This window comes from Polyangium sp. 15x6, assembly GCF_029960785.1.
Lineage (GTDB): Bacteria > Myxococcota_A > Polyangia > Polyangiales > Polyangiaceae > Polyangium.
The window spans coordinates 89,816-104,917 of sequence record NZ_JASBQE010000002.1 but is presented as its reverse complement, the minus strand read 5'-3'; the positions used below and the strand labels follow the sequence as shown (position 1 = coordinate 104,917).

General features: G+C 71.4%; 11 protein-coding genes. 9 read left to right on the top strand and 2 right to left on the bottom strand.

Going from position 1 to position 15,102, the window contains the following annotated elements; all coding sequences use genetic code 11:
- The first annotated feature begins 1 nt into the window (after position 1).
- Genes aroF through QHF83_RS01885 form a run of 8 tightly spaced genes read left to right on the top strand, consistent with a single transcriptional unit; the run spans position 2 to position 9,579 of the window.
- Positions 2–991 (top strand): 3-deoxy-7-phosphoheptulonate synthase, encoded by a 990-nt coding sequence (gene aroF / locus QHF83_RS01920; RefSeq protein ID WP_282416011.1) that lies wholly within the window; start codon positions 2–4, stop codon positions 989–991.
- Positions 988–2,199: a hydroxymethylglutaryl-CoA reductase, degradative gene (locus QHF83_RS01915; RefSeq protein WP_282416010.1), complete on the top strand. Its 1,212-nt coding sequence runs from the start codon at positions 988–990 to the stop codon at positions 2,197–2,199. Before aroF ends, QHF83_RS01915 begins: the two co-directional genes overlap by 4 nt.
- Positions 2,196–2,936, top strand: coding sequence for a bifunctional demethylmenaquinone methyltransferase/2-methoxy-6-polyprenyl-1,4-benzoquinol methylase UbiE (gene ubiE / locus QHF83_RS01910; RefSeq protein WP_282416009.1), 741 nt, complete (start codon positions 2,196–2,198; stop codon positions 2,934–2,936). The genes QHF83_RS01915 and ubiE overlap by 4 nt, the downstream gene beginning before the upstream one ends.
- The gene (locus QHF83_RS01905) at positions 2,937–4,346 is read left to right on the top strand and encodes an isochorismate synthase (protein WP_282416008.1); all 1,410 of its coding nucleotides are present in this window, start codon (positions 2,937–2,939) and stop codon (positions 4,344–4,346) included.
- Complete coding sequence (gene menD / locus QHF83_RS01900) at positions 4,343–6,124, top strand: 2-succinyl-5-enolpyruvyl-6-hydroxy-3-cyclohexene-1-carboxylic-acid synthase (RefSeq protein WP_282416007.1); 1,782 nt, start codon at positions 4,343–4,345, stop codon at positions 6,122–6,124. The genes QHF83_RS01905 and menD overlap by 4 nt, the downstream gene beginning before the upstream one ends.
- Positions 6,121–7,071 carry a 1,4-dihydroxy-2-naphthoate polyprenyltransferase gene (locus QHF83_RS01895; protein ID WP_282416006.1) on the top strand — a complete coding sequence of 317 codons (951 nt, stop codon included), beginning with the start codon at positions 6,121–6,123 and terminating at the stop codon, positions 7,069–7,071. Before menD ends, QHF83_RS01895 begins: the two co-directional genes overlap by 4 nt.
- Position 7,072: 1 nt before the next feature.
- Positions 7,073–8,146, top strand: a complete 1,074-nt coding sequence (locus tag QHF83_RS01890) for an enolase C-terminal domain-like protein (protein ID WP_282416005.1) — start codon at positions 7,073–7,075, stop codon at positions 8,144–8,146.
- A complete protein-coding gene (locus QHF83_RS01885; protein WP_282416004.1) occupies positions 8,128–9,579 on the top strand; it encodes an AMP-binding protein in 1,452 nt (483 codons plus the stop codon). Before QHF83_RS01890 ends, QHF83_RS01885 begins: the two co-directional genes overlap by 19 nt.
- On the opposite strand, the gene QHF83_RS01880 is transcribed toward QHF83_RS01885, so the two are convergent.
- Positions 9,542–10,018: a thioesterase family protein gene (locus tag QHF83_RS01880; protein WP_282416003.1), complete on the bottom strand. Its 477-nt coding sequence runs from the start codon at positions 10,016–10,018 to the stop codon at positions 9,542–9,544. The genes QHF83_RS01885 and QHF83_RS01880 overlap by 38 nt on opposite strands.
- Positions 10,019–10,091: 73 nt before the next feature.
- Between QHF83_RS01880 and QHF83_RS01875 the strand changes: the two genes are divergently transcribed.
- The gene (locus QHF83_RS01875) at positions 10,092–11,123 is read left to right on the top strand and encodes a DUF933 domain-containing protein (protein ID WP_282416002.1); all 1,032 of its coding nucleotides are present in this window, start codon (positions 10,092–10,094) and stop codon (positions 11,121–11,123) included.
- A gap of 340 nt (positions 11,124–11,463) precedes the next feature.
- Here the strand turns inward: QHF83_RS01875 and smc are convergent, their stop codons facing one another.
- A complete protein-coding gene (gene smc, locus QHF83_RS01870; protein ID WP_282416001.1) occupies positions 11,464–15,069 on the bottom strand; it encodes a chromosome segregation protein SMC in 3,606 nt (1,201 codons plus the stop codon).
- Positions 15,070–15,102 lie beyond the last annotated feature (33 nt).

Genomic DNA, 15,102 nt, shown 5'->3' with positions numbered 1-15,102 from the left:
CATGATCGTGTCCTTGAAGAGCGGCGCCGACGCGGCGAACGTGCTCAGGGAGCTGACGGGGCGGGGGCTCTGGGTCTCGCGCGTGGAGCGCAGTACGTCTGGCGGCGCCGTGCATTACGTCATCGCGCCGCATTCGCAGCCGGCGGATCCCGAGGATCTCGCCCGGATCGACGGCGTCGCCGAGGTGACGACGCCGAAGCCCGCACACCCGCTGGTGTCGGCGCAGGGCCCGGTCGTCGACGTCGGCGGCCTCCCTGTCGGCGCGGACAAACCGGTCTTCATGTGCGGCCCGTGCAGCCTCGAATCCGAGGCGCAGGTGCGCGAGACGGCCTCGGTGCTCTCGTCGCTCGGCGTCGCGTTCATCCGCGGCGGTGCGTTCAAGCCGAGGACGAGCCCGTACGCGTTCCAGGGCCACGGCGACGTCGCGCTCGAATGGGTGCGGCGCGCGGCCGATGCGACCGGGATGCGGGTCGTGACCGAGGCGCTCGGCGAGGGCCACGTCTCGACGGTCGCGGGTTACACGGATCTCGTGCAGGTCGGCTCGCGCAACATGCAGAACTTTTCGCTGCTCAAGGCGATCGGCAAGACGGAGAAGCCGGTGCTCTTGAAGCGCGGGATGGCTGCGACGATCGAGGAGTGGCTGCTCGCGGGCGAGTACCTGCTCTCGCACGGCGCGAAGGGTGTGATCTTCTGCGAGCGAGGCATCCGCGGCTTCGACGATTCGACGCGGAACCTGCTCGACATCGGGGCCGTGGCGCTCCTCCGGTACGTGCATCGGCTGCCGGTCGTGGTGGATCCTTCGCATGGCCTCGGCAGGCGCGATCTCGTCGCGCCGCTCGGCCGCGCGGCGCTCTCGGCGGGCGCGGCGGGGCTCATGATCGAGACGCACCCGGACCCCGCGTCGGCGCTCTCGGACGGCCCGCAGGCGGTGCCGCTCGGCGAGCTCGGCTCGCTGCTCGGCCGTCTCGTCTCGACAGGGGAGGCCCGATGACGCGCGCGATCACGAGCCGTCTCAGCAAGTTCTACGAGCGATCGCCCGAGGCGCGCCTCGTCGTGCTGCGGGAGATGGGCGCCGTCGACGACGCCTCGTTCGCGCACCTCGCGCGGGGCGGATCACTCGACGTCACGGTGGCCGATCGCATGAGCGAGAACGTGATCGCGACGCACGCGCTCCCGCTCGGCGTGGGCCTGAATTTCGTGATCAACGGACGCGACATCCTCGTGCCCATGGCCGTCGAGGAGCCGAGCGTCGTGGCCGCGGCGTCGAACGCGGCGCGGATGGTGCGCGCGTCGGGCGGGTTCTTCGGCGAGGCGGATCCACCGATCATGACGGCCCAGATCCAGCTCGACGACGTGCCCGAACCGACGGCGGCGTGTGAGCGGATCCTCGAAGCACGATCACGGCTTTGCGCCCTCGGCGATGCGTCGATCCCGCGCATGGTGGCGCGAGGCGGCGGCGTGCGTGATCTCGACGCGCGGGTGCTCGACGAGGCGCTCGGTGTGATCGTGCTCCACGTGCACGTCGACGTGGGCGACTGCATGGGCGCGAACACGGTCGACACGGTGGCCGAGGCCATGGCGCCCACCGTGCACGAGATCGCGGGCGGCACGATGGGGCTCCGGATCCTCACGAACTTGCCGCTCCGGCGGCTCGTGCGCGTGCGCGCGGAGGTGCGCGACGAGGACGTGGGCGGAGCGGAGCTCGCGGACGGCATCGCGCGCGCCAGCCGCTTCGCCGAGCTCGATGTCTTCCGCGCCGTCACCCACAACAAGGGCTTCATGAACGGGCTCGACGCGGCCGCGATCGCGCTCGGGCAGGATTTCCGGGCGATCGAGGCGGGCGCGCACGCGTTCGCCGCGCACCGCGGGCAATACCGGCCGCTCAGCACGTGGAAGCGCAAGCCCGGCGGGCTCGTCGGCGAGGCGGAGCTGCCGCTCGCGGTGGGCACGGCGGGCGGCTTGTCGAGCGCGCATCCGGGCGTGCGCGCGGCGCTCGACATGCTGGGCGCGTCGAACGCGGGCGAGCTCGCCGTGGCCCTCGCGTCGGTGGGGCTCGCGTCGAACCTCGCGGCGCTGCGCGCGCTCGCGGGGGAGGGGATCCAGCGAGGTCACATGCGCCTGCACGAGCGCAAGAACAACGTGCAGGTCACCGATCCGCCGCCCGCGCTGAACGGGTCGCGAAGCGAGGTGGGACGATGAGCGAGGTATCGACGAAGGCTCCGCGCGCAGGCAGCGGCGAGATGTTCGACGCGATCGCGGCGCGTTACGACCTCCTGAACCGGATCCTCTCGCTCGGGATGGATCAAGGCTGGCGCCGCCGCGCGGTCGAGGCGCTCGCGCTGCGTCCAGGCGCGCGCGTGCTCGATCTCGCCACGGGGACCGCGGATCTCGCGATGTCGATCGCGAAGTCGTACCCCGATGCCACGGTGATCGGCCTCGATCCGTCGAGCGGCATGCTGGCCGAGGGCGCGCACAAGCTCGCGGCGGCCGGGCTCGAAGGTCGCGTCACGCTGCGCATCGGCGACGCGCAGGCCTTGCCGTTCGAGGACGCGAGCGTCGACGGCGTGGCCATCGCGTTCGGGATCCGCAACGTCCCCGATCGTGCGAAAGCGCTCCGCGAGATGGCGCGCGTCACGCGGCCGGGCGGGCGCGTCGTGATCCTCGAGCTCTCGGAGCCTCGGGCCGGCGTGATGGGCCTGCTCGCGCGCACGTACGTGCACGAGATCGTCCCGCGCATCGGCGCGGCGCTCTCGGGGGCGAAGGAGTACCGCTACCTGCAGCGCTCGATCGAGGTGTTTCCGCCGCCCGACGTCTTCGGCCGGATGATGGAGGAGGCGGGGCTCCGTGTGCTCGAAGCTTCGCCGCTCACGTTCGGCGTCGCGCATCTCTTCGTGGGCACGCCGCTCGGGGAAGGGTCGCGGCGGGAGGAGGCGTAAGTGTCTTCGGGCCTCGGGACAGACCTCCTCGCGCGGCTCTCGCGGGCCACGAGGAGAGGAGCGGGATCGGCCGGGGAGATCGTGGCCGTCGTGGCCCCCGCGCCGGTCGTGCCCGCGGCCCGGCTCGTCGCCGCGTGCGCGTCTGCCGCGCCGATCGTGCTGTTCCAGGCCTCTCCGCGTGACGGCGAGGAGCCGCTCGGCATCGTCGGCTTCGGTGAGATCGCGCGGGTCGAAGGGAGCGGGCCCGAGCGGCTCGTGCAGGTCACGAGCGCGGCGCGGAAGTTGTTCGCGTCGCTGCGCGAGGAGCGTGATGCAGATGCCGGTAGCGCGCCGGGGCCGCGGTTCGTCGGGGGTTTGTCCTTCCGGACCGAGGCGCATCACGAGCCGCCGTGGACCTCGTTCGCGGATGCGAGTTTTTCCTTGGCGCGGTGGATCTACGTGGCCCGCGCAGGCGAGGCGTGGCTTTGGCTTCTGGTGCGTGACGAGGATCTCGCGTCGGAGCGTCCTGCCATCGAAGCCGAGCTCGCGTCGATCGAGGCGGCCTTCGTGATCGCGGCGCGGCCTGCGCAGGATGCGCTTTCGCATGGGGCAGGGGAGGGGGCGCGGATCGAAGGGACGAGCCGCGAGGCCTTCTGCTCGCTCGTGCGTGAGGCGCTCGACGCCATCCGTGCGCGCGAGATCGACAAGGTCGTCCCCGTCGCCACGAGCCGCATCTGCCCCGCTCGCCCGCTCGACGCGCGTGCCACCCTCGCGCGGATCGCCGACGCTTACGCCGAGACCACGCGGTTCGCCGTGCAGCGCGGAGAGCGTGTCTTCCTCGGCGCCTCGCCCGAGCGGCTCGTCTCGCGCCGTGGCCGCGTCGTTACCACGGACGGGCTCGCTGGCACGGTGCGACGCGGCGCCGACGATGCGTCGCTCGTGCGCGCGCTCCTCGCGAACCCCAAGGAGCGACGCGAGCACGCGCTCGTCGTCGAATCCATCGCGTCCGTGCTCGGCCCTCGTTGCGCCTCGCTCGACGTCCCCGAGACGCCCACGATCCGCAGCCTGCCCAACGTCCACCACCTGTGGACGCCGATCCGCGGCGACCTTCGCGACGACACGCACGTGCTCGCGCTCGTCGAGGCCTTGCACCCGACGCCGGCCGTCTCGGGCACGCCGCGTGATCACGCGACCGCGTGGATCGCCACGCACGAGCCCGACGCGCGCGGCTGGTACACGGGCGCCGTCGGATGGTTCGACGCCGCCGGGGACGGTGACTTCGCGGTCGCCATCCGGGCCGGGCTCGTCTCGGAGGACGAGGCCTGGCTCTACGCGGGCGCCGGGATCGTCGAGGGATCGGATCCGCCGGCCGAGTACGCCGAGACCCGCGCGAAACAAGCTCCCATGCTCGCGGCCCTGGGGATCGTATGAGTCCAAATGATCACCTCGCCTGGGCCGAGACCTTCATGGCTGCGCTCGCGTCAGCCGGCGTGCGTGACGTCGTGGTTTGTCCGGGCTCACGCTCCACGCCGCTCGCGCTCGCCGCCGACGTCACCGAGGGCCTGCGGATCCACACGGCGGTCGACGAGCGGGCCGCGGCCTTTTTCGCGCTCGGACAGGCGCGCGTGACCCGCCTCCCGAGCGTCGTGCTCTGCACCTCGGGCACGGCCGGCGCGCACTTCATGCCCGCCGTGATCGAGGCCTCGCAGAGCCACGTCCCGCTTCTCCTGGTCACGGCCGATCGGCCCTGGGAGGCCGTCGACGTCGCCGCGCCGCAGACCATCGACCAGACCAAGCTCTTCGGCGCGCACGTGCGCTTCTTCGTGGAGCTCGGCCTTCCCGATCCCGGCGCGCCCCGCGAGGCCCCGGCTCGCGTCGCGATCCACGCCGCGACCCGCGCCCTCGGCCCCGATCCCGGCCCCGTGCACGTCAACGCGCGCTTCCGCAAGCCGCTCGAGCCTTCTCAGCCTTGGCCCGAGCCCGCTCGAGCCACGCGCCTCACCGACGTCCTTCGCCGAGGCACGACGCGCGTCTTCACGCCCCGGATCACGGCGCCGCCCGAGGCCCTCGAAGCCCTCGCCGCGCGCATTTCCCACACGGAACGAGGCCTCATCGTCTGCGGCCCTGCGCCGGTCGATCGCCCCGACGCCCCGCTGCGCGAAGCCGCCGTCGCGCTCGCTCGTGCCACCGGCTTCCCCCTCCTCGCCGAGACCACGAGCCAGGTCCGCTTCGGATCCGCCGCGCCGGACGTCGTCGCCTGCGCTGCCTTCGACACCCTCTTGCGCGACGCCGCCTTCGCCGCGCGCCATGCCCCCGACCTCCTCCTCGAACTGGGCGCGCCCCCCACGTCCCAGGGGTACGCCGACTACATCGGAAAACACCCGACCGCCGCGCGGTACGTCATCGCGCCCCACGGCTGGAACGATCCCTCGCAGGACGCGACGGCCCTCGTCCTCGCCGATCCCGCCGAGACGGCCCACGCCCTCGCCGCGCGCCTCGGCCCTCCGCGCCGCTCCTCGCCGAGCGCCTGGGCCGAGAGCTTCCGCCGTGCCGACGCCCTCGTCTGGTCCCTCGCCGAGGCCCACGCCCCCGCGGCCCACCTCACCGAGGCCGCCGTCGCCCGCATCGTCGTCACCGCCTCCCCCGCCGGCGCCCTCTTCTCCGTCGGCAACAGCTTGCCCGTCCGCGACGTCGACCTCTGGGCTCCGCCTCGCCCGAGCCCCCTCGGCGTCCTCCACCAGCGCGGCGCCAGCGGCATCGACGGCCTCGTCGCCTCCGCCGCCGGCGCGGCCAGCGTCGCCGGCAGGCCCGTCGTCCTTCTCCTCGGCGACACCAGCGTCCTGCACGACCTCACGAGCCTCTCGCTCGCGCGCCGTGCCCCGGTCCCCCTCGTCGTCGTCGTCGTCCAGAACCAGGGCGGCCGTATCTTCGAGCGCCTGCCCATCGCCCGCGCCGTCGACGTCGAACGCTTCGATAAATACTTCACGATGCACGAGCCCGTCGATCTCGCGCCCGCCGCGGCCGCGTTCGGCGTTCGGTTCGCCCGCGTCGCGACCGAGCACGCCCTCGGTCGCGCGTTCGTCGAGGCCCTCCGGACGGCCGGCGCGACGCTGATCGAGGCCGTGGTCCCGCCGGACGACGGACGCGCGCGTGTCACCCGCTTCCGGACCGAGCTTTCCGCCGCCCTCGCACGCGAGGACCTTTCATGAGCCCCGAAAAGACCGCGACCCTCGGGGCCTTGCCTTCCGCCCCATCCGCGCCCTCGATCCGCCCCGGCTCGTTCCGCGCCTGGGTGCTCGCTTGTCGCCCCGCCACCTTGACGGCCGCCGTCGTACCCGTCGCCGTCGGCACCGCCGTCGCCCACGCGAGCGGCTCGTTCCGCGCGCTGCCCGCCCTCGCGGCCCTGCTCGGCTCGATCCTCATCCAGATCGCCACGAACTTCGCGAACGACGTCTTCGACCACGAAAAAGGCGCCGACACCGAGGAGCGCCTCGGCCCGACGCGCGCCACCGCCACGGGCCTGCTCACCCCGCGCCAGGTCCGCAAAGGCCTCGCCGTCACGATCGCGCTCGCCCTGCTCCCCGGCCTCTACCTCGCGTTCGTGGGTGGATGGCCCATCGTCGCCATCGGCATCACCTCGATCCTCGCCGGCATCGCCTACACCGGCGGACCGTACCCGCTCGGCTACCACGGGCTCGGCGACGTCTTCGTCTTCCTGTTCTTCGGCCTCGTGGCCGTCTGCGGCACCGCCTTCGTCCAGGTCGGCGGCGTCCCGCCTCTCGCTTTCCTCGCCGCCGTGCCCGTGGGCGCGCTCGCGACCGCGATTCTCGTCGTCAACAACGTCCGCGACCGCGAGACCGACGTGAAGGCCGGCAAGCGCACGCTCGCCGTTCGCTTCGGCCGGCGCGCCGGCGTCCTCGAGTACGCCGCGCTCCTCGCCGCCTCCTACGCCGCGCCCGTCGTCTGCGTGGCCAGCCTCGGCCGCTCGCCGTGGGCGCTCTTGCCGCTCGTGTCCTTGCCCCTCGGCCTCGGCTTGCTCCGGGCCCTCGCCACACGGGAAGGCCGTCCGCTGAACGCGGTCCTCGCGCGGACGGCGATGCTCCTCTTGCTGTTCGGTGTCCTGTTCAGCGTCGGGCTCGTGGTCGGGGGAGCGTAGCGTGCGGATCCTGGGCGGCGCCGCGCACCCAGCGTACGGGCCGAACCGCCAGTTCGTGCGCCTCGGCCTGCGCGACGAGCACAGGCGCCTCGGGATCGGCGAAGCTTCCCCGTTGCCGCCGTTCAGCGCGGACGTCGCCTCGGTGCTCGCCGTCGTCCTCGGCGAGGCGTTTCCCGACCTCGCCACGACGGCCGACGACCTCCCGCCGCGCGAGGCCGTCGCCGCCGCGATGGCGCCCGTCGAGCGCGCGCTCGCCCCGTACCCCGCGGCGCGGTTCGCCCTGGAGACGGCCCTCTTCGACGTCGTCGGCCGGAGACGCGGCCTCTCCGTGGCGGCCTGCCTCGCCGGCGCGGATCGCCTCGCCGTCGTGCCCACGAACGCCCTGCTCGACGCCTCGGCGCCCGACCTCGTCGAGCGGGCCCGAGGGGTCGCCGAGGCAGGCCTCCACGCCGTCAAGGTCAAGCTGCGTGCCCGGGACGAGGCCGGCTTCGAGCGGGAGCTCGCTGCGCTCCGGGCCTTGCGAAATGCCCTACCGCTGCCGTTCGAGCTTCGCCTCGACCCGAACGGCGCTTGGACGGTGGCCGAGGCCCACGAAAAACTCGCCCGCCTCGCCGAGGTCGCGCCTCGTTATGTCGAGCAACCCGTGCCGGCCGCTCTCTTGCCCGACCTCGGCCCCGCGGCCGTCCCCTGGGCCGCGGACGAGTCCCTGCTCCTGCCGGGCATGGCCGAGCGCCTCGCGCGTGCCGAGGGGTGCGCCGCCTTCATCCTGAAGCCCGCCGCCCTCGGCGGCCTCGATCGTGCCCTCGCCGTCGCCGCGATCGGCGCTGCGGCGGGCCTCGATCTCGTCGTCACGCACTTTGCCGACGGCCCGGTCGGCCTCGCCGCGGCCGCCGAGCTCGCGCGCGCCCTGCCCAAGCCGCCGCTCGCTTGTGGCCTGGAACCCCATCCGGGGCTGTCGGCCTATCCGGCGATGGCGATTCCCCAGCGGGGACGACCGGGCACGGTCCGGGAGGCGGCGCTGCCGGGACTCGGCTTCTCGGAGGAGGCCCGAACACGATGGATCACGACGGACTGAGCGTGCTCGAAGCGATCCGGGAGCCTGGCGTCGCGACCGAGCCAGCGCTGATCGAGGACGGCCGCGTGACCTCGTTCGGCGAGCTCGCGGCCCAGGTGGAACGCGTCGCGTCATCCCTCGCGGCCCAAGGACTCGGCCCGGGATGCCGCGCCGCGTTGCGAACGACGTGTGACGTCGGCACGGTCGTCACCGTCCTCGCCCTGATCGAGCTCGGCGTCGCCCTCGTCCCGATTCACCCGCGGCTGACCGATGCGGAGGTGCGCGTCATCACCGAGGATGCGCGTCCAGACCTTGAGGTTCAGCCTTTCACCCGAAGCAACAACCTACCGAAACAAGGAACCTTTCCGCGGACGATCTCCACCCCGTCCACGCCCCTCGCGATCCTCTACACCTCGGGCACGACGGGCCGCCCCAAGGGCGCCGTCCTCTCCCGCGGAGCCTTCGCCGCGAGCGCCGCGGCCAGCGCCAAGAACCTCGGCTGGACCCCCGACGATCGCTGGCTCGCCTGCATGCCCCTCGCTCACGTCGGTGGCCTCTCCATCGTGACGCGTTGCATCGAGGCTCGACGGCCCATCGTCCTCGAACCCCGCTTCGACCCCGACGCCGTCCTCCGCGCCATCCGCCGCGAGCGCGTCACCCTGCTCTCGGTCGTCCCGACCATGCTTCGCGCCCTCTTCGACGCCGACCGCGACGGCACCCTCGCCACGCTCAGGCTCATCCTCGTCGGCGGCGCCGGCGCGCCCCCCGCGCTCCTCGAAGAGGCCGCCGCCCGCCGCGTTCTCGCCCTCACGACCTACGGCCTCACCGAGGCCTGCTCGCAGGTGACCTGCCAGCCCCTCCGCGCCCCCGGGACCACCGAGCCAGGATCTGGAAAAGCGCTCCTTGGCGTGGACGTGCGCACCGTTCTCGAGGATGGCGCTCTCGCTGCCCCCGGCGACGTCGGACGCATTCAAGTACGCGGCCCCACGCTCATGAGCGGCTACCTCGCCGGCCCCGGCGAGCCCCTCCGCGCCTCGCTCACCACGGACGGATTTTTCGACACCGGCGACCTCGGGTCCCTCGACGAACAAGGCCGCCTCTTCGTCCACGCCCGCCGCACCGACCTCGTCGTCACCGGCGGCGAGAACGTCTACCCGGCCGAGGTCGAGCAGGCTCTCGAAGCGCTTCCCGGCGTCACGCGCGCCGTGGTCTTCGGCGTCCCGGACGAACGCTGGGGCCAGATCGTCGCCGCGGGCCTCGCCCTCGACCCGCCCGACCCGGCCCGCGCCGCCGCCCTCGTCGCCGAGGCGGGGGCGCGCCTCGCCCCCCACAAGCGCCCGCGCCTCGTCGCCGCCGTCGAATCCCTCCCGCTCACGGCGTCGGGCAAGCTCGATCGCGCCCGCGCTATCCGCGAGCTCAGCCCGCGCCTCTCACCTGTGCCCCGACGGCCGTGAGCGCTGCCACGGTCGCCTCGGGGACGCCCCGCGACCGGAACGTCTCCCGATCGATGCACACGTGCACGGCCTGCCCGATCGCGAGCACGCGCCCCTCGGTCGAACGCACCCGCGCCCCCACGTGGAGCGACCGTTCGCTCAGCGTGAGTTTTACGATTTCCACGACCACGTCGTCGCCGAACCGCATCGGCCCGAGGTAATCCGCCTCGGCGTGTCCGAGCGGCATCCCCCACTTGCCCTCACGCAAGATGGCCGCGAGGTCGATGCCCGCGCGTCGGAGGAGGCTCAGGAACGCGTCGTGGAAGTACTCGAGGACGCGGGCGAAGTAGATGATCCCGGCGGCGTCGACGTCCTGGAAGCGGACGGGGCGCGGTTCGGCATGCAGGACGGTGGTGGCGTGGAGGAGCTCGTCGGGGGAGAGGCGGGGTCTGTCGGACATGGCCGGGAGCCTACCGCAAGCGTGGTATCGTCGCGCGCGATCGAAGCAGGGGACTTCGGAAAGAGGGGCGAGGATGCACGTAGGAATCTGCGGTTACCCGGGTTCAGGCAAGACGACGGTCTTTCGGGCACTCGCGCCCGGCGGCAAGGCGGAGCGCGAGATCGCCTACGGCAACATCAAGGTGCCCGACGCGCGCGTCGACTTCCTCGCCTCGATCTTCAGCCCAAAGAAGACGACCTTCGCAGAGATCACGTTCGTCGACGTCGGCAGCGGGACGCGCTCGGGCGGCGCCTTCCCGCCCGCAGTGCTGCAAGGCATGCGCAACGCCGACGTGATCGTGCACGTCGTGCGAGGTTTCGAAAACCCCTCGCTCACGACGCCGCCCGATCCACCCCGCGACGAGAAGGCGTTCGACGAGGAGCTGCTCCTGCTCGACCTCGGCACGCTGGAGAAGCGCAAGGAGCGCTTCAAAAAGGAGTCGAAGAAGGGTCCCGAGGTCGAGGTGAACACGAAGATGATCGAGCACCTCGAGAAGAGCGAGCCGCTGCGCACGCTGGATCTCTCCGAGGAGGAGCTACGCGCGCTCGGCCCAGGGATCCAGCTGCTCTCGATGCAGCCGCTCATCACGCTCTACAACCTCTCCGAGGAGGCCTGGAACGATCCAGCCCGCGCGCACCTGCGCGAGACGAAGCACGGCAAGCAGTGGGTGAAGATGGCACTCTGCGGCTCGATCGAGGCGGAAATCGCGGCCTTGCCAGCAGAGGAGCAGAAGGATTTCCTCGAAGGACTCGGTCTCGGCGAGCCCGCGCGCAACGTCTTCGTGCGCGAGGCCTACCGCCTGCTCGACTACATCAGCTTCCTGACCGCAGGCCCCGACGAGTGTCGCGCCTGGCCCATCCGCCGCGGCACGAGCGCAAAGCGCGCCGCAGGCAAGGTGCACTCGGATCTCGAACGAGGTTTCATCCGCGCGGAGATCTACCGGCCCGAGGACCTGGAGATCGCCCGCACCGAGGCCGCGCTGAAGGCCCAGGGCAAGATGCGGCTCGAAGGGAAGGACTACATCGTCAAGGACGGCGATGTCGTGCACTTCCGCGCCGGGACCTGAGTCTCTTCGTGGGCCGCTGCGCTGGGGCTTCGCCCCAGGCCCGACCAGGGGCTGTCCGCCCCTGGACCCGGACCAGCGCAAGCGCTGGACCCGGGGTCGATGACCTGCGCTTCGCGCAGGTCATCGAACAGGCCAGGTCAAGACCGGCTACCACCCTGCCAGCCAAGACCGCCGTGACTGGCAACGCTGTCTGTGGTCTTGCCACCGGCCTGTGGGAAGAACTGCGCATCGCGCAGTTCTTCCCCTGAAGGTCCAGGGCTTGCCCTGGTTCGGGTCGAGGGGCGAACAGCCCCCGCGGGGCCCGGGGCAGCGCCCCGGCGCGGCGGCCCCAAGAGAGGGACTACGCCACCGCCACCGTCTCGGCGGGTTTGTCCTTCGAGGATTTCGCGTTCTCGTTGACCTTGACGCTCACGATGCGCGACACGCCTGGCTCTTGCATCGTCACGCCGTAGAGCACGTCGACCGACTGCATCGTGCGCTTGATGTGCGTGATCAGGATGAACTGCGAGTGCGCCGTCATCGAGCGGATTGCCTCGTTGTAACGAGCGACGTTGGCCTCGTCGAGCGGCGCGTCGACTTCGTCGAGCACGCAGAACGGCGAGGGCTTGAACTGGAAGATGGCGAAGATGAGGCTCACTGCGGTGAGCGCCTTCTCACCGCCGCTCATGAGCTCGATGTTGCCGAGCTTCTTGCCCGGCGGCTGCGCGAGGATCTCGATGCCCGTCTCCAGCATGTCCTCGGGGTTCGTCAGCCGTAGCTCCGCCGCGCCGCCGCGGAACATCTTCGGGAAGAGCGCCTTGAAGCGTGCGTTGATCGCGTCGTACGTCGTCTTGAAGAGCTTCTTGCACTCGCGGTTCATCTGCGCGATTGCCTTCTCCAGATCGGAGAGCGCGCTCTCGAGATCGTCCTTCTGCTGCGCGTAGTACTTGTGCCGCTCCTCGGCCTCGGCGTACTCGCGCATCGCGTCGAGGTTCACCGGACCCATGCGATCGAGCAGCTCGCCGAGCTCCTGGATGCGCGCGCGGTGCTGCTGATCGACCGGCGCGCGCTTGTGGTAGTCGCCCACGACCGTCGGCAGATAGAGCCCGCGGAACTTTTCGCGCACGCCCTCGATGAGATGGTTCTCCTCGATGTCGAGCCGCGCGAGCGCCATCTCGTGCTGCCGGAGTTTTTCCGTGGCGTCCGTGAGCTCCTGCCGGAGGCCCTTCAGGCCGGCCTCCTTTGCCGCGAGGATCTGCCGCGCTTCTTCGAGCCTGCGCCGCGCATCCTCGAGCGACGCGTGCGCCGTCTGCGCCCGCTGCACCGCGTCGTCGAGCTTCTCCCGCGACAGCATCATCGTTGCCGCCGCGATGCCCGCGCCCTCTGCGCAGTCCGTCCGCTCCCCGTCGAGCCGTGCGATCCGCCCGCTGAGCTCGTCGCACGACCGCGCGAGCCGCTCCACCGTCGACCGCGCTGCCGTCGCCCGCTCGCGCACGCGCGCGAGGCGCACCTTGCGCTCGGTCACCACCGACTGCTGCGCGATCACGCGCTCCTTCCACTCGGCCGCGAGCTCCTCGCTCGTCGCGAGCCTCCCGCCGACCTCCTCGCGCAGCCGCCGACCCTCTTCGAGCTTTTCGCGCGCTTCTTCCTGCTCGCCGCCCGCGTTCTCCAGCGCGCCCATGATCTCCTCGAGATCCCGCTGGACCGCGCTGCGCCGCTTCTGCGACGCCGCGAGCTGCTCCTCCGCGCGACGTAGATCCTTCTCCGCCGTCACGAGCGCGATCTCGCTCGTGTGCGCCTCGCTCCGCGCCTTGTCCACGGCCGCCGTGAGCTCCGCGATGCGCTGCCGCTCGGCCGTCTGCGCTTCGAGCAGCGCCGTCACCTGATCGCCGAGCTTCGCCACGACGTCGTGCAGCTCGCGGATCTCCCGCTTCTGCTCCAGCATCCCCGCCGCCACCGCGTCGCCCGCGCCGCCGCTCACCGTTCCATCCGGACGAACCACCATCCCGTCGAGCGAGACGAGCGTCACTGTCGCCCCCGACGTCGCCAGCCGGATCGCCGCCTCCGCCGTGCGCACGACGACCGCGTCGCCCACGAGCGCTCGCACGAGCGGCTCGTCCTCCGCGGAGAACCGCAGCCGCTCGAACAGCGTGCCCACCACGTCTTCGCCCGACGGCAGCGACGTCGGCCCGCCTGCCACGTACCGCGGCCGCGCCGGCACGAGCGTCGCGCGCCCTTGCTTCTTCGCTGCGAGCTCGCCGAGCAGCGCCGACGCGCGCTCCGTGTTCGTCACGACGATCGCCTGCAGCTTGTCGCCGAGCAGCGCTGCGAAGGCCGGGAGCAGCTCGGAAGGCGCCTCGATCCGATCGGCCACGAGGCCCACGATCGACGGATCCTTCGTCTTGAGCAGGCTCTTCGGGCCGGCGCCCACGCCTTCGAGCCGCGCGTGGATCTCTTCGAGCGCGCGCAGACGGCTGCGCTTCTGGTTGTGCTCGTTCTTCGCCTGCTCGACCTTGCGATCGCTCGCGACCGCCTGCTCCCGCAGCGTCTTCGCCTCGTTCTCGAGCGTGGCCCGCTGCTCGATCGACGTCTTTTTCTGCGTCGCCATCTCGGCGACCTGCGCCGCCAGCACCTCGCGCTTCTTTTCGAGCTCTTCCAGCTCGTAGACGAGCCGCCCGTGCTCGTCGTCGAGCTTCTCGCGGCGCACCATCATGTCCGAGAAGCGCCGCTCGTAGCCCGTCAGCATCGCCTCGGCCGCCGCGACCTTCGCCGCCGCGTCCGCCGCCTGCTTGCGCAGCCGCGAAGCCTCCTGCTCGGCCTCCTTCTCGCCTGCGCGCACCTCTTCGAGCCGCTCGTGCTCTTCGAGCGCCTCGCGGTTCTCGCGCTGCTCCTCGGCCGCCACGTTCTCGAGCTGCTTTTCGAGCTCTGCGCGCTCGACCCGCAGATCCGCGATCGTCTTCTCGAGGTCCTGCTGCTCGACCGTCGCCGCGGCCCTGCGCTCTTCGAGGTGCTTGAACCGATCCTTCGCGCGGGCGAGCTCGGCCTGGAACGTGCGCACGTCGTTGTCGGCGGAGAACGCCGCGTTTTGCGCCTTCTCGGCCTGCTCCTCGGTCTGGTGCGCGGCGAGCCTCTGCACTTCGAGCTCGGCGTCGCGCGCGGCGAGCGCCGTGCGGGAGGCGAGAACCTTCTCGGCGTACTCGGCCCGCGCGGCCGTCTCGCGCTGCCTGAGCACGATGATCTCGAGCAGCTTGTGCGAGGCCTCGTGCAGCATGAGGTCCTCGAGCTCCTTGCGGTAGGCGATGTAGCGCTCCGCCTTCGCAGCTTGGCGCTTGAGCGACGAGAGGCTGCGCGAGATCTCCGAGACGATGTCGCCGATGCGCAGCAGGTTCTGCCGCGTCTGATCCATCTTCTGCTCGGCCTGCTTCTTCCGGGCCTTGTACTTCGTGATGCCCGCGGCCTCCTCGATCAGCATGCGCCGATCCTCGGCCCGGGCCGACACGATCAGGCCGATCTTGCCCTGCTCGATGATCGAGTACGCCTTCGTGCCGACGCCGGTGCCGAGGAAGAGGTCCGTGATGTCCTTCAGGCGGACCTGGGTCTTGTTGATCAGGTACTCGCTCGTCCCGTCGCGGTAGAGCCTGCGGGTGACGGCGATCTCGGCGTAGTCCTTGTATTCGAGCGGGAGCTGCTGGGCGAGCTCGGGGTCGGTGTTGTCGAAGGTGAGCGTGACCTCGGCCATGCCGTGCGGCCCGCGCGACTCCGACCCGTTGAAGATGACGTCGGCCATGCTCCGGCCGCGCAGGTGCTTGGCGCTCTGCTCGCCCATGCACCAGCGGATGGCGTCGACGATGTTCGACTTGCCGCATCCGTTCGGGCCGACGATGCCCACGACGTCGACGTCGAAATGGACCACCGTCCGGTCGACGAACGACTTGAAGCCGGCAATCTCGAGCTTGCGAATACGCATCCGACGTCACCGGCGATGGGAACAGTCACATGG